At 64.8% G+C, this 18,776-nt stretch carries 23 protein-coding genes and 1 riboswitch; of the genes, 20 read left to right on the top strand and 3 right to left on the bottom strand.

From position 1 onward, the window contains the following. The first annotated feature begins 2 nt into the window (after positions 1 to 2). The 8 genes from lnt to rpsA all read left to right on the top strand — a co-directional run bounded on the left by lnt (position 3) and on the right by rpsA (position 8,221). Entirely contained in the window at positions 3 to 1,490 is a 1,488-nt protein-coding gene (lnt, locus tag LCF60_RS04465; RefSeq protein ID WP_292289933.1) for an apolipoprotein N-acyltransferase, read from the top strand. Positions 1,491 to 1,502: 12 nt separating this feature from the next. Then, a riboswitch (SAM-SAH riboswitch) is annotated at positions 1,503 to 1,550 on the top strand. Positions 1,551 to 1,553: 3 nt separating this feature from the next. Continuing rightward, positions 1,554 to 2,735 (top strand): methionine adenosyltransferase, encoded by a 1,182-nt coding sequence (gene metK, locus LCF60_RS04470; RefSeq protein ID WP_292289934.1) that lies wholly within the window; start codon positions 1,554 to 1,556, stop codon positions 2,733 to 2,735. A 144-nt stretch (positions 2,736 to 2,879) separates the two neighbouring features. Then, complete coding sequence (locus LCF60_RS04475; RefSeq protein WP_292289935.1) at positions 2,880 to 3,473, top strand: rhodanese-like domain-containing protein; 594 nt, start codon at positions 2,880 to 2,882, stop codon at positions 3,471 to 3,473. Positions 3,474 to 3,543: 70 nt separating this feature from the next. Further along, positions 3,544 to 4,287, top strand: a complete 744-nt coding sequence (locus tag LCF60_RS04480; RefSeq protein ID WP_292289937.1) for a dienelactone hydrolase family protein — start codon at positions 3,544 to 3,546, stop codon at positions 4,285 to 4,287. Continuing rightward, positions 4,284 to 4,826, top strand: coding sequence for a histidine phosphatase family protein (locus LCF60_RS04485; RefSeq protein ID WP_292289939.1), 543 nt, complete (start codon positions 4,284 to 4,286; stop codon positions 4,824 to 4,826). The genes LCF60_RS04480 and LCF60_RS04485 overlap by 4 nt, the downstream gene beginning before the upstream one ends. A 108-nt stretch (positions 4,827 to 4,934) precedes the next feature. Further along, entirely contained in the window at positions 4,935 to 5,651 is a 717-nt protein-coding gene (locus LCF60_RS04490; RefSeq protein WP_292289940.1) for a tRNA (guanine(46)-N(7))-methyltransferase TrmB, read from the top strand. Then, positions 5,651 to 6,265, top strand: a complete 615-nt coding sequence (locus LCF60_RS04495) for a d(CMP) kinase (protein WP_292289942.1) — start codon at positions 5,651 to 5,653, stop codon at positions 6,263 to 6,265. The genes LCF60_RS04490 and LCF60_RS04495 overlap by 1 nt, the downstream gene beginning before the upstream one ends. A 243-nt stretch (positions 6,266 to 6,508) precedes the next feature. Next, positions 6,509 to 8,221, top strand: coding sequence for a 30S ribosomal protein S1 (gene rpsA, locus LCF60_RS04500; protein ID WP_292289943.1), 1,713 nt, complete (start codon positions 6,509 to 6,511; stop codon positions 8,219 to 8,221). A 170-nt stretch (positions 8,222 to 8,391) separates the two neighbouring features. Here the strand turns inward: rpsA and LCF60_RS04505 are convergent, their stop codons facing one another. Further along, positions 8,392 to 9,231, bottom strand: coding sequence for a 3-keto-5-aminohexanoate cleavage protein (locus LCF60_RS04505; protein WP_292289944.1), 840 nt, complete (start codon positions 9,229 to 9,231; stop codon positions 8,392 to 8,394). Positions 9,232 to 9,442: 211 nt separating this feature from the next. Between LCF60_RS04505 and LCF60_RS04510 the strand changes: the two genes are divergently transcribed. From LCF60_RS04510 to ureC, 8 genes are all read left to right on the top strand, one after another. Next, the gene (locus LCF60_RS04510) at positions 9,443 to 10,573 is read left to right on the top strand and encodes a lytic murein transglycosylase (RefSeq protein WP_292289945.1); all 1,131 of its coding nucleotides are present in this window, start codon (positions 9,443 to 9,445) and stop codon (positions 10,571 to 10,573) included. A 13-nt stretch (positions 10,574 to 10,586) separates the two neighbouring features. Then, positions 10,587 to 11,027 carry a hypothetical protein gene (locus LCF60_RS04515; RefSeq protein WP_292289946.1) on the top strand — a complete coding sequence of 147 codons (441 nt, stop codon included), beginning with the start codon at positions 10,587 to 10,589 and terminating at the stop codon, positions 11,025 to 11,027. A gap of 173 nt (positions 11,028 to 11,200) precedes the next feature. Continuing rightward, a complete protein-coding gene (locus tag LCF60_RS04520; RefSeq protein WP_292289947.1) occupies positions 11,201 to 12,025 on the top strand; it encodes an urease accessory protein UreD in 825 nt (274 codons plus the stop codon). Between the two features lie 3 nt (positions 12,026 to 12,028). Further along, complete coding sequence (locus LCF60_RS04525; RefSeq protein ID WP_292289948.1) at positions 12,029 to 12,331, top strand: urease subunit gamma; 303 nt, start codon at positions 12,029 to 12,031, stop codon at positions 12,329 to 12,331. Between the two features lie 40 nt (positions 12,332 to 12,371). Next, on the top strand, positions 12,372 to 12,551 hold the full coding sequence (locus LCF60_RS04530; RefSeq protein ID WP_292289949.1) for a hypothetical protein: 180 nt from the start codon (positions 12,372 to 12,374) through the stop codon (positions 12,549 to 12,551). Then, positions 12,548 to 12,853 carry an urease subunit beta gene (locus LCF60_RS04535; protein WP_292289950.1) on the top strand — a complete coding sequence of 102 codons (306 nt, stop codon included), beginning with the start codon at positions 12,548 to 12,550 and terminating at the stop codon, positions 12,851 to 12,853. The genes LCF60_RS04530 and LCF60_RS04535 overlap by 4 nt, the downstream gene beginning before the upstream one ends. Continuing rightward, positions 12,854 to 13,168 (top strand): antifreeze protein, encoded by a 315-nt coding sequence (locus LCF60_RS04540; protein ID WP_292289951.1) that lies wholly within the window; start codon positions 12,854 to 12,856, stop codon positions 13,166 to 13,168. A gap of 1 nt (position 13,169) precedes the next feature. Beyond that, positions 13,170 to 14,930, top strand: a complete 1,761-nt coding sequence (gene ureC, locus LCF60_RS04545; protein ID WP_292289952.1) for an urease subunit alpha — start codon at positions 13,170 to 13,172, stop codon at positions 14,928 to 14,930. 10 nt (positions 14,931 to 14,940) lie between these two features. On the opposite strand, the gene LCF60_RS04550 is transcribed toward ureC, so the two are convergent. After that, a complete protein-coding gene (locus tag LCF60_RS04550; RefSeq protein WP_292289954.1) occupies positions 14,941 to 15,303 on the bottom strand; it encodes a hypothetical protein in 363 nt (120 codons plus the stop codon). 33 nt (positions 15,304 to 15,336) lie between these two features. On the opposite strand from LCF60_RS04550, the gene LCF60_RS04555 reads away from it, so the two are divergent. From LCF60_RS04555 to LCF60_RS04570, 4 genes are all read left to right on the top strand, one after another. Next, positions 15,337 to 15,777 carry an urease accessory protein UreE gene (locus LCF60_RS04555; protein WP_292289955.1) on the top strand — a complete coding sequence of 147 codons (441 nt, stop codon included), beginning with the start codon at positions 15,337 to 15,339 and terminating at the stop codon, positions 15,775 to 15,777. Then, a complete protein-coding gene (locus LCF60_RS04560; protein ID WP_292289956.1) occupies positions 15,749 to 16,399 on the top strand; it encodes an urease accessory UreF family protein in 651 nt (216 codons plus the stop codon). The genes LCF60_RS04555 and LCF60_RS04560 overlap by 29 nt, the downstream gene beginning before the upstream one ends. Further along, positions 16,396 to 17,007: an urease accessory protein UreG gene (gene ureG, locus LCF60_RS04565; RefSeq protein WP_292289957.1), complete on the top strand. Its 612-nt coding sequence runs from the start codon at positions 16,396 to 16,398 to the stop codon at positions 17,005 to 17,007. The genes LCF60_RS04560 and ureG overlap by 4 nt, the downstream gene beginning before the upstream one ends. Before the next feature lie 134 nt (positions 17,008 to 17,141). Then, complete coding sequence (locus LCF60_RS04570) at positions 17,142 to 17,564, top strand: NUDIX domain-containing protein (protein ID WP_292289958.1); 423 nt, start codon at positions 17,142 to 17,144, stop codon at positions 17,562 to 17,564. A gap of 9 nt (positions 17,565 to 17,573) precedes the next feature. On the opposite strand, the gene LCF60_RS04575 is transcribed toward LCF60_RS04570, so the two are convergent. After that, on the bottom strand, positions 17,574 to 18,770 hold the full coding sequence (locus LCF60_RS04575) for a cytochrome c peroxidase (RefSeq protein ID WP_292289959.1): 1,197 nt from the start codon (positions 18,768 to 18,770) through the stop codon (positions 17,574 to 17,576). Between the last annotated feature and the right edge of the window lie 6 nt (positions 18,771 to 18,776).

Below are 18,776 nucleotides of genomic sequence, written 5' to 3' on the forward strand. Positions count from 1 at the left end.
CCATGACGCTGGTCCGTCGTCTGGCTGCGTTGTGTCTCGGCGCGCTGTTCGCGCTGGGACAGCCGCCTTTCGACCTGTGGTGGCTGGCGGTCGCGTCGCTTGTCGGGATTTTCGTCCTCGTCCAGCGTGATCTGCGCGCAAGATCGGCGGCCTGGTCGGGCTGGCTTTTCGGCACGGGCTATTTCACCCTGTCGCTGCATTGGATCCTGGAGCCGTTCCAGGTCGATGCGGCCGCGACCGGCTGGATGGCGCCCTTTGCGCTGGTCGGACTGGCCGGGGGGCTGGCGCTGATCTGGGCGCTTGCCTTCTGGGCGGGGCGGCGCGTCGGCGGCGGCGGCTTCGGCATCGCCCTTTGCTGGGCGCTCGCGGAACTGGCCCGCGCCTATGTGCTGACCGGCTTTCCCTGGGGATTGCTGGGCTATCTCTGGGCGCCGACTCCGGTTGCGCAATGGCAGGCCGTGATCGGACCGCACGGCCTGGGCCTTGTGACCGGTCTTGTGGCGGCACTGGTCGCGCTCGGGCTGACACGGCGCAGCTGGATCACGCTGGCGGGTGGCATCGCCATGCTTGCGGGCATGTGGGGCGCGGGGCTGGTGATCACGCCACCACCGCAAGACCTGACCGGGCGGCCCGTGGCAAGGTTGATCCAGCCCAATGCGCCGCAACACCAGAAATGGGACCCGGCGCATATTCCCACCTTCTTCAACCGCCAGGTGGATTTCACCGCGCAACAGCCCCGGCCCGACCTGGTCGTCTGGCCGGAAACCGCCGTGCCGAATCTGCTCGACACTGCCGGCCCCGCCTTCGAGGTGATCGCCCAAGCGGCGGCGGGCACCCCGGTGGTGCTGGGCATCCAGCGCGAAGAGCAGGGGCGCTACTACAATTCGCTGGTGACACTGGACAACACCGGGGCGGTGGCAGACCTCTACGACAAGCACCATCTCGTGCCGTTCGGAGAATACATGCCGCTTGCCGGCTTTTTCGCGCGCTTCAACATCCTCGGTCTCGCCGCGCGGGCTGAGGCGGGATATTCGGCGGGGCCGGGGCCTGCTATGATCGACCTGGGGCCGTTCGGTCAGGCCTTGCCGCTGATCTGTTACGAGGCGGTGTTCCCACAGGATGTGAACGGCGCGCCATCGCGACCGGATGTCCTGCTCCAGATCACCAATGACGCCTGGTTCGGAACCTATGCCGGGCCGCAACAGCATCTGTCACAGGCCCGCCTGCGCGCCATCGAACAGGGCCTGCCGATGATCCGGGTCGCCAATACCGGTATCTCGGCGGTGATCGACCCGGCCGGGCGCATCGTCGATGCTTTGCCCCTGGGGCGGGCCGGATTCATCGACGTGCCGCTACCTGCGCCATCGCCTCCGACGCTCTATGCCCGGACAGGCGATTTGCTTGCGCTTCTCGCCTGGGCCGTGGCTTTCGCGACTCTGCTGCTGTGGAAACGCCGCAGACCCATTGACCCGCCCGCTCCGCAGGCGTAACGCAGATCATCATTCCCGTCACAACGGCTTCCTGACGTGACGGCAGACCCCAATGGAGCACTCATGTCCCGACAGAATTATATCTTCACCTCGGAATCCGTGTCCGAGGGCCACCCGGATAAGGTCTGTGACCGTATCTCCGACGCGATCCTCGATGCCTTTCTTTCCGAAGAGCCCGAAGCACGGGTGGCCTGCGAAACCTTTGCCACGACCAACCGTGTCGTCATCGGTGGAGAGGTGGGGCTGTCGGATCAGAACCGTCTTGCCACCTACATGGACCGAATCCCCGACATCGCCCGCGCCTGCATCAAGGATATCGGCTACGAGCAGGACAAGTTTCACCACGCCACCTGCGAGATCACCAACCTGTTGCACCAGCAATCGGCGCATATCGCGCAAGGTGTGAACGCCGGCGACAACAAGGACGAAGGCGCAGGCGATCAGGGCATCATGTTCGGCTATGCCACGAACGAGACCGATGCGCTCATGCCCGCGCCGATCCTGTTCAGCCACGCGATTCTCAAACGGCTCGCCGAGGTGCGCAAATCGGGCGCCGAGCCGCTGCTGCGTCCGGATGCCAAATCGCAGATCTCGGTGCGCTATGAACACGGCAAACCGATGGGCGTGACCTCGATCGTGCTGTCCACCCAGCACGCCGATGCCAGCCAAAGCTCTGCCGACATCCGCGCGATCGTCGAGCCTTACATTCGCGAGGTTCTGCCAGCGGGCTGGATCACCGACGAAACCGAATGGTGGGTCAACCCGACCGGCACTTTCGTGATCGGCGGTCCGGACGGCGACGCGGGCCTCACGGGCCGCAAGATCATCGTCGACACATATGGCGGGGCCGCCCCGCATGGCGGCGGCGCGTTTTCGGGCAAGGATCCGACCAAGGTGGACCGCTCGGCGGCCTATGCCGCGCGCTATCTTGCCAAGAACGTGGTGGCCGCCGGGATGGCCGAACGCTGCACCATTCAGCTCAGCTATGCCATCGGCGTGTCCAAGCCGCTGTCGATCTATGCCGACACGCATGGCACCGGCGAACTCGAGGCGGCAGCCATCGAGGCGGCGATCCCGAAGGTGATGGACCTCACGCCGCGCGGCATCCGCACCCATCTGGAACTGAACAAGCCGATCTATGAACGCACCGCGGCCTACGGCCATTTCGGCCGTGCGCCCGAAGCCGATGGCGGCTTCAGCTGGGAACGCACCGATCTGGTGGACGCGCTCAAGTCGTCTGTCTGAACCGGGGGCAGGCCGGACAGCCCGGTCCGGCCTGCCTCGCGCCCGTATCTCTTCCCGGTCTCCGGCACGGCCGACCGGTGACAAGACCTCCTTGCGGAACTAGGCTGGCGCGGAACACGCGTCGTCTTCCCGGAGGAAACCACCATGAAACATCTGACCCTGTGCCTTGCGATCTTCGCTCTGACCGGTCCGGCTCTGGCCGACACGCCGGTGGCCATCACCAAGGACATGCCCTCGGCCAGCGTCGAGACCCGCAGCGGCCCTGTCGAGATCAAGCGCATCCAGGACGTCGACAACGAAGTGACGGGCGAATGGGCGCGTACCTCGCGGCCCTGTCCCGATTTCTGCATCCAGCCGATGGCGCCCGCGCCCGGTGTCGGCACCATCGGCGAGCTTGAGCTGATCGACTTGCTCCGCGATCCGGACGCGGTGGTGGTCGACAGCCGCACCTCCGATTGGTTCCAGGGGGGCACCATACCCGGTGCGATCAACATCCCGTATACCTACATCCTCGACGAACTGGCCCAGCTGGGCTGCGAGCCGGATTTCGAAGGCTGGGATTGCGCAGAGGCCAAGCGGGTCGCGCTCTTCTGCAACGGGATTTGGTGCGGCCAATCCCCCACGGCGATCCGCAACATGATCGAGGCGGGATACCCAGCCGACCGGATTTCGTACTACCGTGGCGGTATGCAGGTCTGGCGTCTGCTCGGACTGACCGTGACCGGAGGCGACAGCTAGGCCCGGGCGCGGCTTTCCTTTTTGCGCGGCGCGCTATTTTTCCAGCCAGAAGCGAAAGAGGAGTTTCCCCATGTTCAGAACCGCATGTGCCGTCCTGGCGTTGACCGCAACCGCCGCGCAGGCCGAGATTTCCGCCGACTACCATCGCTACACCGTCGGGGATCGCGAATACGAAGGCTATGTCGCGACCAACACGGCGATCGAACCCAAGGGCACCGTCCTGATCGTGCATGACTGGGATGGACTGACCGACTACGAGGAACGCCGCGCCGAGATGCTGGCGGCGCTGGGCTATACCGCTTTTGCCATCGACGTCTACGGCGCGGACGAAGATCCGCAGGGCATGGACGCCTATCGCGCCCTGTCCGGTGCGATGTACAGCGACCGCGAAGAATTCCAGGCAAGGTTGATGGGGGCGATCGAAGAGGCGGCGAACATCACCGGTGCCACCGACAACCACGTCATGATGGGGTATTGCTTTGGCGGCGCGGCGGTGCTCGAGGCGGCGCGGGCCGGGGCCGACCTGAACGGATTTGTCAGCTTTCATGGCGGTCTGGGAACGCCGGAGGGACAGGACTATTCGGCGACAAGCGCACCGATCATGCTGTTTCACGGGTCCGCCGACCCGGTGTCCGGCATGCCCGAACTGGCCAGTCTGCTGGACCAGCTGCAAGAGGCCGGTGTGGACCACGGCGCCGAGGTGTTCGGCGGCGCACGGCACAGCTTCACCGTCTACGGGTCGAACGACTATGATCTTGCGGCAGATCAGGGCAGCTGGGAAGGGCTTCTGGAGTTCCTCGAAGAACAGCTGTGATCCAGCGGTTTTTCCTGATCCTCGGCCTGCTGTGGCCGGGGATCGCCCTGGCCAATGATTGGGACGCCCTGGAAAGACCCGGCGCTTTCGCCATCATGCGGCACGCGCTGGCGCCGGGCATCGGCGATCCCCCGGGCTTCACGCTCGGCGCGTGCGACACGCAGCGCAACCTCGATGACCAAGGTCGCGAACAGGCCAGCAGGATCGGCGAGGCGTTCCGCGACCGCGGACATGGCTTTGACGTGGTCCTGACCAGCCAATGGTGCCGCTGCCGCGAGACGGCGGACCTTCTCGGCCTCGGCCCGGTCCGGGACGTACCCGCCTTCAATTCCTTCTTTCGGGATGTCTCGGCGCGCGATCGCCAGACCCGGACCGCGCTGGAAGTTCTGAAAGACACCTCCGACAGGCCCTTCATCGTGACCCATCAGGTCAATATCCGCGCCCTCACCGGCCGGACCACCCGGTCGGGAGAGGTTCTTGTCGTGCGGCTTGCGGATGACCGGCTGGAGGTCCTCGGGTCGATCCTGTTCGAGCCCTGACCGGGCGCCACGAACCGGGGCTGCGCGACCCGCGCGATCCTGCACCTGCCGCATTAAATTGTCCCACCTCCGTTGCGACGGGTCGGGGGCGCGGATACATGACACGCCATGAACAGTTCGAGACACCCCTCCGGCGCGCCCTGGCGCAACTTCTATGGTCGGTTCAAGGGCAAGACCCTGCGACCGAACCAGAAAGACTATCTGGAAACCGACCTCGAGGCGCTCAGCCCCGGCGCGGTCTCCTGGGAGGAAAACCCCGACCGGACGCCGCTTGACCTGAAAGACCTGTTCGGCGGCAAACCTGTCTGGCTCGAAATAGGGTTCGGCGGCGGCGAACACCTCGTGCATCAGGCGCAGTCCTACCCGGATGTCGGGATCATCGGCTGCGAGCCCTTCATCAACGGCGTGGCGATGCTGCTGGGCAAGATCCGCGACTCGGGCGTGACCAACCTGCGGGTGCATCCCGGCGATGCGCGCGACATGTTCGACGTGCTGCCGCCCGGGTCGGTGGAAAAGGCGTTCCTGCTCTACCCCGACCCGTGGCCGAAGAAACGGCATCACCGGCGGCGCTTCGTCACGCAGGAGCATCTTGCCCCGCTCTACGACGTGCTGGCTCCGGGGGCCGAGTTCCGCGTCGCCACCGACATTCCCGACTACGTCCGCCAGACCCTGATCGAGGTGCCGAAAGCCGGGTTCGACTGGCTGGCCGAACGGCCCGGCGACTGGCGTCACCCGTGGGGCGACTGGTACTCGACCCGCTACGAGATGAAGGCGCTGCGCGAAAAGCGGATGCCGCATTACATGACCTTCCGGAAGCCGTTGTGATGTCCCCGTTCACCATCGCCATCGACGGCCCGGCCGCAGCGGGCAAGGGCACGATCAGCAAGGCGGTCGCTGCGCATTTCGGCGTGGCGCATCTGGACACAGGGCTGCTCTACCGGGCGGTTGGCGCGCGCATGCTCCGGGGCGACGACCCGATCGAGGCGGCGCGAAAACTCGAGGCTGATGATCTGGAAAACCCCGACCTGCGCACCGCTGAAGTGGCGCAGGCCGCGTCGCGCGTGGCGATCATCCCCGAGGTGCGTGCCGCCCTGCTGGATTTTCAACGCGCCTTTGCCCGGCGCTCGGGCGGGGCCGTGCTCGACGGACGCGACATCGGAACGGTGATCTGCCCGCGCGCCGAGGTGAAGCTCTTCGTGACGGCAAGCGCCGAGATCCGCGCCAGGCGGCGTCTCGCGGAATTGCTCGACCACGGGTTCGACACCGATTTCGAAGCGGTGCTGGCCGATGTCAAAGCCCGCGACGACCGCGACATGAACCGCGCCGATGCCCCGCTGCGCCCGGCCGAGGATGCGGTGACGATCGACACCTCGACGCTTGACGTGGACGCAGCCATCGCCGCAGCCATCGCCGCAGTGGAGGCGCGTCGCGCAGGGTAACCTGCGCGCAATTGCGCTCAAGCCCGCCAATACGGCGCCGGGATGCGTCCCGGACTTGCGCTGTCTCACGCGCTCTGCTAAGGCCCACGCGTCGCCAAAAGGCAAATAACGCCACGGGACAAAGATCGGGCAGGGGTCGGCACTCACCGGCCCTCTTTGTTTTGCGGATGCCTTGACCAACCCCGTTCGCCGCAAGTGCGGACACCACCCCAGACCGGCGGAGACAACCGCACGGCCAGAAAAATGATACGTAAAGGAAACAGACGCCACATGGCTCAGAACGCATCTATGGAAGAATTCGAAGCGCTTTTGAATGAAAGCCTCGAAATGGACACACCGGACGAAGGGTCCGTTGTCAAAGGCAAGGTCATCGCAATCGAAGCGGGCCAGGCCATCATCGACGTCGGCTACAAGATGGAAGGCCGCGTTGATCTCAAGGAATTCGCGAACCCCGGCGAAGCGCCCGACATCTCGGTCGGTGACGAAGTCGAGGTCTACCTGCGCTCCGCAGAGAACGCGCGCGGCGAAGCGGTCATCTCCCGCGAGATGGCGCGCCGCGAAGAAGCATGGGATCGCCTTGAAAAGGCCTATGCCGACGACGCCCGCGTCGAAGGCGCGATCTTTGGCCGTGTCAAGGGCGGCTTCACTGTCGATCTCGGCGGTGCCGTGGCCTTCCTGCCCGGCTCCCAGGTCGATGTGCGCCCGGTGCGCGACGCAGGCCCGCTCATGGGTCTCAAGCAGCCGTTCCAGATCCTCAAGATGGACCGTCGCCGCGGCAACATCGTCGTCTCGCGCCGCGCGATCCTCGAAGAATCCCGCGCCGAACAGCGCGCCGAAGTCATCGGCAACCTTACCGAAGGTCAGGCAGTCGACGGCGTGGTCAAGAATATCACCGAATACGGTGCCTTCGTCGACCTTGGTGGCGTGGACGGCCTGCTGCACGTGACCGACATGGCATGGCGCCGTGTGAACCACCCCTCCGAGATCCTGTCGATCGGCGAGACGGTCAAGGTTCAGGTCATCAAGATCAACAAGGAAACCCACCGCATCAGCCTCGGCATGAAGCAGCTTCAGGAAGATCCGTGGGATCTGGTCGCCGCCAAATACCCGCTGGAATCGGTGCATATGGGCCGCGTGACGAACATCACGGATTACGGTGCGTTTGTTGAACTGGAGCCGGGCGTCGAAGGTCTGGTCCACGTCTCTGAAATGAGCTGGACCAAGAAGAACGTCCATCCGGGCAAGATCGTTTCCACCTCGCAGGAAGTGGAAGTCATGGTGCTCGAAATCGACAGCGCCAAGCGCCGCGTGTCGCTGGGTCTCAAGCAGACCATGCGCAACCCGTGGGAAGTGTTTGCAGAAACCCATCCCGAGGGCACCGAGGTCGAAGGCGAAGTCAAGAACATCACCGAATTCGGTCTGTTCGTCGGCCTAGAAGGCGACATCGACGGCATGGTTCACCTGTCGGACCTCAGCTGGGACGAACGTGGCGAAGACGCGATCCAGAACTACCGCAAGGGCGACATGGTTCAGGCCGTCGTCACCGAGGTGGATGTCGAGAAAGAGCGGATTTCGCTCTCGATCAAGGCACTGGGCGGTGACAAGTTCGCCGAGGCCGTCGGTGGCACCAAGCGTGGCTCGATCATCACCGTTCAGGTGACCGCGATCGAAGATGGCGGGATCGAAGTGGAATATGAAGGCATGAAGTCCTTCATCCGCCGCTCCGACCTCAGCCGTGACCGTGCCGAACAGCGTCCCGAGCGGTTCTCGGTCGGTGACAAGGTCGATGTGCGCGTGACCAACGTGGACAGCAAGACCCGCCGTCTGGGCCTGTCGATCAAGGCGCGCGAGATTGCCGAAGAGAAAGAGGCCGTGCAGCAATACGGCTCCTCGGACTCCGGTGCCTCGCTGGGCGACATCCTCGGCGCCGCACTCAAGAGCGGCGACGACGACTGATCCGGATCGCCGGTTCTGAATTTGGAAACCCCCGCATCACGGGTGCGGGGGTTTTCTTTTGTGTGACGCCTTGAGTGAAGCGGGGTCGATGCGTCAACGCATCGATTGTTTCCGTCGACGGAAACACGGCCGCGCTCCCCAAAGCGGTCGGCTACCGGACAGGTACAGGGTCAGGCGGCGACCTTGCGTAATCCCAGCAAGTCCCGCGCCTGCTGCCACGTGGCGACGGGGCGGTCATACTTGTCGCACAGCGCAACCGCGCGCTTGACCAGCGCCGCGTTCGACGGGGCCAGCGTGTCGCGATCAAGCCGGATATTGTCCTCGAGTCCGGTACGGGCATGCCCGCCCGACGAGATCGCCCATTCGTTCAGCACGATCTGGTTCGGCCCGATGCCCGCGGCACACCAGGGCGCATCTGGCCCGAACAGCCGCTTGACCGTGTGGATGTAGAAATCGAACACCTCTCGGTCGACCGGCATCGCGTTCTTCACGCCCATGACGAACTGCACGTAAGGCGTATCGACGATCTCGCCCGCCTTGTGCATCGCGGCGGCGCGAAAGATATGCGACAGGTCGAAGGCCTCGACCTCGGGCTTGATGTCATGGGCAATCATCTCGGAGGCGAGCCATTCCACGAGGTCGGGCGGATTTTCGTAGACCCGGGTGGGAAAGTTGTTCGACCCCACCGAGAGCGACGCCATGTCGGGCTTGAGCGGCAGCATCCCGCCGCGCGTCTTGCCTGCGCCGGAGCGCCCGCCGGTGGAAAGCTGCACGATCATGCCGGGGCAGTGTCTCTCGACGCCCTCCTTGAGCAAGGCAAAGCGATCGGGATCGGAGGACGGGGTTTCATCGTCGTTGCGCACATGGGCATGCACGATGCTGGCACCCGCCTCGAAGGCCGCGTGGGTGCTTTCGATCTGCTCGGTCACGGTGGTGGGAACGGCGGGGTTGTCGGCCTTCGTCGGAAGCGATCCGGTGATGGCGACACAGATGATGCAAGGGGTGGTCATAGGGGGTTCGGTGGTCCTGAAGTTCTGATGATGCGCAGTCTGGCAGGAAAGCCAAGGGTGTCAAACGCTTCGGCCCGGCAGCGCCTGTCGGTCGGTGGGATCTCCGGGGCGCGCCCATCCGCTCAAATCCGTCGGGCGGGATCTGGCCCATTGTGTGCCGGGCGACTTGGCCTCACAATGGCGCAAAAGCGATCCAGAGGTGAGCAGACCGATGCAGATCAATCGACGCATCTTCGGGCTGGGGCTTGTGGCCTCGGGCCTGTCCGCCTGTTCGCGTGGGCTTTCGGGCAGCGCGAACACAAGTCCCCCATCCGGCCTGCCCGCCGATCTGCGGCCGGTGTCGAACCCCGCCTATGACGGCTGGGTGGCGTCGTTTCGCGACCGTGCGGCGGCGCAGGGGATTTCGCAATCCACGCTCGCCGCGGCGTTTCGCGGCACCGGCTATCTGCCCGGCGTCGTGACGCGGGATCGCAACCAGACCGAATTCAGGCGCAGCCTCGAGGATTACCTCTCCATCGCCGCGTCCGAGGAACGGGTCAAAAAGGGCCGCGCCGCCTTTGCCAGGCACCGTGGCACACTCGACGCGCTGGAGGACCGCTACGGCGTCGATGCGCGCATCATCACGGCGATCTGGGGGCTGGAAAGCTTTTACGGTGAACGGCGCGGCGAAGTCCCGGTGATCTCGGCGACCTCGACCCTGGCCTTCGACGGGCGGCGCGGGCAGTTTTTTGAACAGCAACTCATCGCGGCGCTGCGCATACTCGAGAACGGCGACATCCCGGCATCGCAAATGACCGGAAGCTGGGCCGGGGCGATGGGGCACACGCAGTTCATTCCGACCTCCTACCTGCAATTCGCAGTCGACCATACCGGCGACGGGCGACGTGACATCTGGTCGGACGATCCCAGCGATGCGCTGGCCTCGGCGGCCGCCTACCTGCAACGCAACGGCTGGACGCGCGGGCAAGGCTGGGGAAGCGAATCGCCGCAAGGATCGCTCCAGCCGCAACCCGGCGGGCCGCGCTTTGCCGTGACCGGCAATTTCCGCGTTATCAAGCGATACAACAATTCCGATGCCTACGCGATCGGGGTGGGCCACCTGTCCGACCGGATCGGCGGCGCAGGGCCGTTGCGCACGCCGTTTCCGCCCGATGCAAACGGGCTGACCAAGGCGGATCGGATCACCCTGCAACAACGCCTCACCGCGCGCGGTTTCGACACGCAGGGGGCCGATGGCGTGATCGGGGCGAACACCGAAACCGCCATCCGCGCCTACCAGGCAAGCCGGGGTCTGCCTCCGACCGGAACCCCGTCGCAGGCTTTGCTGCAAAGCTTGCGGTAGGCCGGTGTTCCGCTTGTTGAAAGGAGTGCGCAATGCCGTGGTGCTGGTCTGGCTCTGCGCGGCTCTGGCGGTCAGCACTTTGGCGCTGGGGATACAGGCCCTGACCCTGTCGGCACAGGTCGCGACGGCGACGGCCAGTGCCTCGGCCGCCGCGCTGCGCCATCGCAAGGAGCTTGCCAAGGCGGTGTCCAAAGCCAGGGCCAAGGCACGGCTGCGGCGTATGCTCGTCGCGGTGCCGGTTCTGGGCACCGGGGCTGCCGTGGCATTCGAGGCACAGGATTTCCACGACTGGCAGACCGACAACCCCGAGGGCAGCTTTGCCGACTATTCCTGTGACGTGGCCGAACTGAGCGCCGAGGTGGTGGACGAGGTGCTCCAGGACCTGCCGGAAGCTGTGCGACCGTCGCGGGATCTATTGCTCGGCCGGCTTCCGGACTGCCAGACTCCGGCCTGAGCCCCGGCGTTTCTTATGTGTTCAATATTTAATCCTTAAGCCGAAATTTGCTGACGTTTTAAGCGAAGCTGTCGGATGGCGCCCGGTTTTTGCCCGATAAAACGCCAGTTTTGATGCATGTCCCGGAAATGCAATGGAAGTCCGTCCCGACGGATTGCTAGCGTTTCGGAACGATGACCCATTTGACCGCCCTTGCCACCTTGCCGCCGCGTTCCCATGGCAAGCTGACCATCGCCGCCAAGACGCGCGGTGACGGCGTGTCGGCGCTTGCCGATCTGCACCAGTCCGGGTCGGCGAAGATCCTGATGACCCCGGCGCGCGACGCGGTCGAGGGAGTGATCCTCAACACGTCCGGAGGTCTGACCGGCGGCGACACCCTGTCCATCGCGGCCAGTGCGCAGGCGGGCGCACGGCTGCGCCTGACCACGCAAGCCGCCGAACGGGTCTACCGCACTGCCGACGAGACCACCGCGCGGGTGCGCAACATGGTGACGGTGGAACCGGGCGGGCGCGTCGATTGGCTGCCGCAGGAAACGATCCTGTTCCAGAACGGCGCGCTGCGGCGGTCTCTGACCATCAGGATGGCGGCGGATGCACGCCTGCTGGTGGTCGAGCCCGTGCTCTTTGGCCGCCTCGCCATGGGCGAGGTGGTGACGCAGGCCCGCTTTGCGGACCGTCTGACGCTGGAACGTGCAGGCGAACTGGTTTTCCGCGATGCCAGCACTCTGAACGGCGACATCACCGCCACGCTCGACAGGCCCGCCCTGGGCGGAGGCGCGCGCGCGATGGCGCTGGTGGTTTTCGCCGCGCCCGAGGCCGAGGCGCATCTTGATCCGCTCCGTGCCATCTTGCCGCCGACCGCTGGCGTGTCGCTGGTGCGGGACGGCGTGCTTGTCCTGCGGGCGCTGGCGCAAGACGGCTTCGAGCTGCGCCGCACGCTTGTGCCCGTTCTTGATCGGCTGAGCGGTGACGCCCTGCCGCGATCCTGGAGACTTTGAGACATGAACCTGACCCCACGTGAGAAAGACAAACTGCTGGTGGCCATGGCCGCCGAGGTGGCCCGCAAGCGGCTGGACCGCGGTGTCAAGCTGAACCATCCCGAGGCGATTGCGTTGATCACCGACGCGGTGGTGGAAGGCGCGCGCGACGGCCGGTCGGTGGCCGACATGATGCAGGCGGGGGCGCAGGTCATCACCCGTGCGCAATGCATGGAGGGTGTGCCCGAGATGATCCACGAGGTGCAGGTCGAAGCGACATTTCCGGACGGCACCAAACTGGTGACTGTGCACAATCCGATCCGGTGAGTTTGCATATTTGGAAAGAGAAGAAGCGAAAGGTGTGATGATGAAAAACGGTCTTGCTTTGGGTGCGGTTGCACTGACCTGGGCCTCTGCCGCGATGGCGCATCCCGGCGCGCATGTGCACCCCCATGACGGGGCGCATTGGCTGACGCTGGTGTCCGCGCTTGGCGTCATCGCGGTGGCGGGCGGGCTTGTCGCCGCGCGCTTGCGGTCGCGCAAATGATCCCCGGAGAGCTTTTCCCGGCGGAGGGCACGCTGACCCTGAACCCCGATCGCATCGCGATCACGGTGATGGTCGCGAATACCGGCGACCGGCCGGTGCAGGTGGGCAGCCATTATCATTTCGCGGAAACCAACCCCGCGCTGGAGTTCGACCGCGATGCGGCTCGCGGGCACAGGCTCGACATTGCGCCGGGAACCGCCGTGCGGTTCGAGCCGGGCCAGCGCCGCGAGGTGCAGCTGATCCCGATGAGCGGCGCGCGGCGGGTCATCGGGTTCAACCAGCATGTCATGGGAGATCTCTAGATGCCACGGATCGTCACACCAATGGATTACTGGGCCAACGCGATGCAGCTGGGGTTCGTTCTGGCCGAGGCGCAGGGCGTGATCGCCATGCGCTTCATGGGGGCCGCGGGCGTCTGGTCCGTGCCGAAGACGGAAAACAGCCGGATGCTGAACGAGAAGGTCTTCGCCTTCGTCAAGGGCACTTCGGACGCATCGCTTGCCGCGATTTCGGGCAAAAGCCCGGATGTCGTGGCGGCCATGGCGATCAAGCCGATCCGGCAGGCGACGCGCGCCAATCACAGGCGTTTGACAAAACGTGGACTGAAGAGGGTCTGACATGCCAGCAGAGATCAAACGCGCCGATTATGCCGCCATGTTCGGCCCCACGGTGGGCGACAGGCTGCGGCTGGCTGACACGGACCTGATCATCGAGGTGGAACGCGACCTGACCGCCGAGGCTGTGGGGGCGGCGACACGCGGCGGCAGCGGGTCGAACGCGCTGGGTTATGGCGAAGAGGTCAAGTTCGGCGGCGGCAAGGTGATCCGCGACGGGATGGGCCAGAGCCAGGCGACGCGGGCCGAGGGCGCAGTGGACACGGTGATCACCAATGCGCTGATCGTGGACCATACCGGGGTCTACAAGGCCGATGTGGGCCTGCGTGACGGGCGCATCCACAAGATCGGCAAGGCGGGAAACCCCGACACCCAGCCGGGTGTGGACATCATCATCGGGCCGGGCACCGAGGCGATTGCGGGCGAAGGGCGCATCCTGACCGCTGGCGGGTTCGATTCGCACATCCATTTCATCTGCCCGCAACAGATCGAGGACGCGTTGCATTCGGGCCTCACCACCATGCTGGGCGGCGGCACCGGCCCTGCGCATGGCACATTGGCCACAACCTGCACGCCGGGACCGTGGCATATCGGCCGCATGTTGCAGGCAGCGGATGCGTTTCCGATGAACCTTGCCTTTGCGGGCAAGGGCAACGCGTCGCTGCCCGCAGCACTCGAAGAGCAGGTCAAGGCGGGCGCCTGCGCCTTGAAGCTGCACGAGGATTGGGGCACCACCCCGGCTGCCATCGACTGTTGTCTTTCGGTGGCCGACGCGATGGATGTGCAGGTGATGATCCACACCGACACTCTGAACGAGAGCGGTTTTGTCGAACACACGGTCAAGGCCATGAAGGGCCGCACGATCCACGCCTTCCACACCGAAGGGGCAGGTGGCGGGCATGCGCCGGACATCATCAAGATCTGCGGCGAGGAACATGTCCTGCCGTCCTCGACCAACCCGACGCGGCCCTTCACCGTGAACACGCTGGAAGAGCATCTGGACATGCTCATGGTCTGTCACCACCTCGACAAATCCATCCCCGAGGACATCGCCTTTGCCGAAAGCCGCATCCGGCGCGAGACGATTGCGGCCGAGGACATCCTGCACGACATGGGCGCGTTTTCGATCATCGCGTCCGACAGTCAGGCGATGGGCCGCGTGGGCGAGGTGATCATCCGCACCTGGCAGACCGCCGACAAGATGCGCAAGCAGCGCGGGCGGCTGTCCGAGGAAACCGGCGACAACGACAACATGCGCGTCCGCCGCTATATCGCGAAATACACGATCAACCCTGCGATTGCGCATGGCATCAGCCAGCACATCGGCAGCATCGAGGAAGGCAAACGTGCCGATCTGGTGCTTTGGAACCCGGCCTTCTTTGGCGTGAAACCCGAGATGGTGCTTCTGGGTGGCACGATTGTCTGTGCTCAGATGGGAGACCCGAACGCATCCATCCCGACGCCGCAGCCGGTCTATTCGCGGCCGATGTTCGGGGCCTACGGCCGCAGCGTCGAACATTCCGCGGTGGTGTTCGTGTCCGAGGCGGCGCAGGCCGACGGCATCGGCGACACGCTGGGCATCGCCAAGAAAACGCTGGCTGTGCAGAACACCCGCGGGATCGGCAAATCCGACCTCAAGCTGAACACCGCAACCCCCAAGGTCGAGGTGAACCCCGAAACCTATGAAGTGCGCGCCGATGGCGAATTGCTGGTCTGTGAACCGGCAGAGGTTCTGCCGATGGCGCAGCGGTATTTCCTGTTTTGAAGGCACGGGATCACATGTCTTCCATGATGTCGTTATCTTCTGGCTCCGTCCTCCGGGACATATGCCCGGCCGGGCCGGGCTGGTCAAAAGAGCGGCGCGGGGGGCCGTTTCGGGCACGGGTCAGAACGGTTTCGGTCACTGTTTCGGTCCAGTATCGCGGGTCAGACAAGATCGCGTCGGGCAGGGCGGCCCTGTTCAGGCGTCGCGAGGTGGTTCGGCGGATGAACACGTCGAATTCCCGGCCGGTTTCGCGGCGCGGTGAGGCAAGAATGGCCGCGCGAAGATGCTGTTCACGGTCTTTCAACGCCGCGATCTCGGCCCGGACGCTGCCAAGCGCATCTGCCAGTCCCAATTCGAAATACTGTCCATCCATGATGCATGATCATCACGAAAGGCTGAATGAAACATGAACGCGGCTCAGGTTCTGGTTCGACATTATCACGGTGACACCGCAGGCCGGTTGACCCTGTCCTACGAGGCGCGGTTCCTGCGGCGGCGCGTGCTGACGACGGATGACGGAGAAGACATTCTGGTGGACCTCGAACAGACCAGTTCGCTGGATCACGGCGACGCGCTTGTCCTGGAGGATGGCCGCCATATCGCCATCGCTGCCGCGCCCGAGCCGCTTCTGGAAATCACCGGCGACAACCTGGTTCGCCTTGCCTGGCATATCGGCAACCGCCACACGCCCTGTCAGGTCGAAGCCACGCGCCTGCTGATCCAGCCTGATCACGTGATCCGCGACATGCTGGGCAAGCTGGGGGCGACGGTGATCGAACGTGTCGAACCCTTCACCCCGGAAGGAGGCGCCTACGGTCATGGACGGACCCATTCGCACGCCCACTGAGCCGATCCTGACATTGGCGCAATGGCTGTCGCCGGGCTTTCCCATCGGGGCCTTCGCCTATTCCAGCGGGCTGGAGCAGGCGATTGCCGACGGGGTGGTTACGCCTGCAACGGTGCAGGACTGGCTCGCGGACATGCTGCGCGACGGCAACGGGGTCAGCGATGCGATCCTGATCCGAGCGGCAGCCACTGCTGCCGATCCGCAAGCGGTGGACCGGATCGCGCGCGCCTTTTGCCCGAGCCGGGAACGCCTGCTCGAGATCGACGCGCAGGGGGCTGCATTTTGCGCCCAGCTGCGCGCCAATTGGGGCATCGATGCCACGAACCTCACCTACCCGGTCACGCTGGGCGTGGGCATCCGGCATCTGGGGCTTCCCCTGACAATGGCAGTGCAGATGTACCTGCACGCCTGGGTCAGCGCCGTGGTTGCCGCCTGCCAACGCCTGATGGCGCTGGGTCAGACCGAGGCGCAGCGCATCGTCGCCGCCCTTGCGCCGCTCTGCTCCGAGATCGCAACAGAGACCGAGACAAAGACGCTTGACGATCAGACCAGCCAGAGCTTTGCTGCCGACATCGCGGCAATGCGTCACGAAACCCTCAGCCCAAGGATATTCCGCACATGAGCACCCGCAACGGACCCCTTCGTGTCGGCATCGGCGGGCCTGTGGGAGCGGGGAAAACCTCGCTCACCGCAGCGCTGGCCAAGCGGCTCAAAGACAGCCATTCCGTCGGGGTGATCACCAATGACATCTACACGCAGGAAGACGCAGAAGCCTTGATGCGCATGCAGATCCTGCCGCAGGACCGGGTGATCGGGGTGGAAACCGGCGGTTGCCCGCATACCGCGATCCGCGAGGATGCGTCGATCAACCTTGCCGCGGTGGCCGAGATGGTCCGCCGTCACCCCGATGTCGAAGTGGTGCTGATCGAATCCGGTGGCGACAACCTGTCGGCCACCTTCAGCCCCGAACTGGCGGATGTGACGCTTTACGTGATCGACGTGGCAGCAGGCGAAGAGATCCCCCGCAAGGGCGGCCCGGCGCTGACCCGGTCGGACATCCTGGTGATCAACAAGACCGACCTTGCCCCGCATGTCGGCGCATCGCTCGACGTGATGGACCGCGACGCCACCAGGATGCGCGATGGCCGCCCCTTCGTCTTCGCCGCCGTGCGTCATGACAGGGGCGTGGACGAGGTTCTGGGCCATCTCAGACGCATCTCGGGGCTGTGAGGACTCACTCCTCACTCTTTGTTAATTTGCAGAGCCTGCATTTTTGGCGTATATTGTGTCCATAGCAGCACCAAGGCCTATAAATTGCGATCCATGACATGGTTGACGTCGGACAACAAATTGCGGCCCTGCCGATGCGGTGGAAAAAGGATGGCACCTTCCAGGTCCTGATGGTGACGTCTCGCGATACCGGGCGGTGGATCATGCCCAAAGGCTGGACGATGGACGGCAAGAAGCCCTGGGCCGCGGCCGAGATCGAAGCCTTGGAAGAGGCGGGTGCCGTGGGATATATCGGGCGCGAGGTGATCGGCACCTACAGCTACAAGAAAAAGCTGGAGGACGGCTCGTCTCTGAAATGCCACGTCGATGTCTACCCGATGGTGGTCGAGCACCTCAAGCGCAACTGGAAAGAACGGGGCGAACGCAAACGCCGCTGGTTCACCGCAAAGAGCGCTGCGAAACGGGTGAATGAACCGAAACTCGCCAAGCTGCTCAAGAGCCTGTCGAAAAAGCCGGGCAAGCAGCCGGCGATCCGGGAATTCCTCAAGGCGTCGTGACGGACGGGTTCAATCCACAGGCAATCCGCTTGGCACATTCTCGGGCCGCCCCAGCGGCCGGTCCAGCGCTGTCGCCCCGGTCAGGCTGTTCAGGAAGGTGACGATGTCATCGACCTCTGCCTCGCTCAGATGCACCGGGCGCACATCCAGCGTTGCGGCATGGCGCGCCATCTCAAGGCTGTCCGACTGGATCACGAAGTCGATCTCGTGCAACCACGGCACTTCGGGCAGTGCGGCGCGCTCCGGTGTCCATTCCGCGCGCATCGCCACCGGATCGGCCATGTGGCGCACCATGTCGCGAAGCTGCGCATAAGCACCGTTATGCCCGTAGGGCGCGGTCAGCGCGACGTTGCGCAAGGGCGGGGTGCGAAAGCGATACGCGTCCTCAAGATCATCCGTGGCGCCCATCCGCCCGACATCGCGCGGGATCGGATCCCAGCGCCGCGTGCGCCCCGGCCCGAACGGCGGCAGGGCCATCGCGTGAAAGTCCTGATCGCTCAGCAACGGGCCGTTGTGGCATTGCGCACAGCGCGCCTTGCCAAAGAACAGCTGCCGCCCGCGTTCGGCATCGTCCGGCAACGGGGTGCCATCGGTCAGGAAGGCATCATAGGGACTGTCGTAATTTGCCCATTCGGTGCCGATGAAGGCCGCCAGCGCATTGGCGATCTCGACAATCGTGACATCTTCGGGCCGGTCGATATGGTCGAACGCCTGCACGAACATCGCGCCGTAGTCCGGGATCGTGCGCACCCGCTTGGCCAGGATCGGCCAGCCCAGATCCACCCGGTCCAGCACCGCGCCGACGACCTCGTTCTCGCCGACATTGCCCGCCATCTCGAATTGCGAGGTCATCGGGAACAGCGCCTGCGCCGCCAGGATGGTCTCCAGTCCTTGCGGCAACCATTCCTCGGCCGGGCTGTCGAAACCGTTGCCGTAAATGTCCGATATCTCCAGCCGCCCGTCATGAAACAGCACCCGCACATCCCTGTGCCCGAGGTTCCACAGCGCCGGCGCGTTGCGCGGAATGCGCTTGGCGATCCGGTCCGGCCCCGCGCCGGGATCCCGGTTCGGCCCCACATCCGTGCCGCCCTCACCGATCCCCAGCGAGACTCCATCGCTTCCGCCAAGATCGTGATGATGGCAGGTTCCGCACGAGATATTCCTGTTTCCGCTCAGGATCTTGTCGTAAAAGAGCAGTTGACCCAACCGCGC

Origin of the sequence: Marivita sp. (assembly GCF_020055635.1) — a bacterium.
Taxonomy (GTDB): domain Bacteria; phylum Pseudomonadota; class Alphaproteobacteria; order Rhodobacterales; family Rhodobacteraceae; genus Marivita.

Excerpts from the sequence above, each read along its gene's own strand:
- lnt (WP_292289933.1), top strand. The coding sequence starts at position 3 with ATGACGCTGGTCCGTCGTCTGGCTGCGTTGTGTCTCGGCGCGCTGTTC.
- metK (WP_292289934.1), top strand. The coding sequence starts at position 1,554 with ATGTCCCGACAGAATTATATCTTCACCTCGGAATCCGTGTCCGAGGGC.
- LCF60_RS04475 (WP_292289935.1), top strand. The coding sequence starts at position 2,880 with ATGAAACATCTGACCCTGTGCCTTGCGATCTTCGCTCTGACCGGTCCG.
- LCF60_RS04480 (WP_292289937.1), top strand. The coding sequence starts at position 3,544 with ATGTTCAGAACCGCATGTGCCGTCCTGGCGTTGACCGCAACCGCCGCG.
- LCF60_RS04490 (WP_292289940.1), top strand. The coding sequence starts at position 4,935 with ATGAACAGTTCGAGACACCCCTCCGGCGCGCCCTGGCGCAACTTCTAT.
- LCF60_RS04495 (WP_292289942.1), top strand. The coding sequence starts at position 5,651 with ATGTCCCCGTTCACCATCGCCATCGACGGCCCGGCCGCAGCGGGCAAG.
- rpsA (WP_292289943.1), top strand. The coding sequence starts at position 6,509 with ATGATACGTAAAGGAAACAGACGCCACATGGCTCAGAACGCATCTATG.
- LCF60_RS04505 (WP_292289944.1), bottom strand. The coding sequence starts at position 9,231 with ATGACCACCCCTTGCATCATCTGTGTCGCCATCACCGGATCGCTTCCG.
- LCF60_RS04510 (WP_292289945.1), top strand. The coding sequence starts at position 9,443 with ATGCAGATCAATCGACGCATCTTCGGGCTGGGGCTTGTGGCCTCGGGC.
- LCF60_RS04520 (WP_292289947.1), top strand. The coding sequence starts at position 11,201 with ATGACCCATTTGACCGCCCTTGCCACCTTGCCGCCGCGTTCCCATGGC.
- LCF60_RS04525 (WP_292289948.1), top strand. The coding sequence starts at position 12,029 with ATGAACCTGACCCCACGTGAGAAAGACAAACTGCTGGTGGCCATGGCC.
- LCF60_RS04530 (WP_292289949.1), top strand. The coding sequence starts at position 12,372 with ATGAAAAACGGTCTTGCTTTGGGTGCGGTTGCACTGACCTGGGCCTCT.
- LCF60_RS04535 (WP_292289950.1), top strand. The coding sequence starts at position 12,548 with ATGATCCCCGGAGAGCTTTTCCCGGCGGAGGGCACGCTGACCCTGAAC.
- LCF60_RS04540 (WP_292289951.1), top strand. The coding sequence starts at position 12,854 with ATGCCACGGATCGTCACACCAATGGATTACTGGGCCAACGCGATGCAG.
- ureC (WP_292289952.1), top strand. The coding sequence starts at position 13,170 with ATGCCAGCAGAGATCAAACGCGCCGATTATGCCGCCATGTTCGGCCCC.
- LCF60_RS04550 (WP_292289954.1), bottom strand. The coding sequence starts at position 15,303 with ATGGATGGACAGTATTTCGAATTGGGACTGGCAGATGCGCTTGGCAGC.
- LCF60_RS04555 (WP_292289955.1), top strand. The coding sequence starts at position 15,337 with ATGAACGCGGCTCAGGTTCTGGTTCGACATTATCACGGTGACACCGCA.
- LCF60_RS04560 (WP_292289956.1), top strand. The coding sequence starts at position 15,749 with ATGGACGGACCCATTCGCACGCCCACTGAGCCGATCCTGACATTGGCG.
- ureG (WP_292289957.1), top strand. The coding sequence starts at position 16,396 with ATGAGCACCCGCAACGGACCCCTTCGTGTCGGCATCGGCGGGCCTGTG.
- LCF60_RS04570 (WP_292289958.1), top strand. The coding sequence starts at position 17,142 with ATGCGGTGGAAAAAGGATGGCACCTTCCAGGTCCTGATGGTGACGTCT.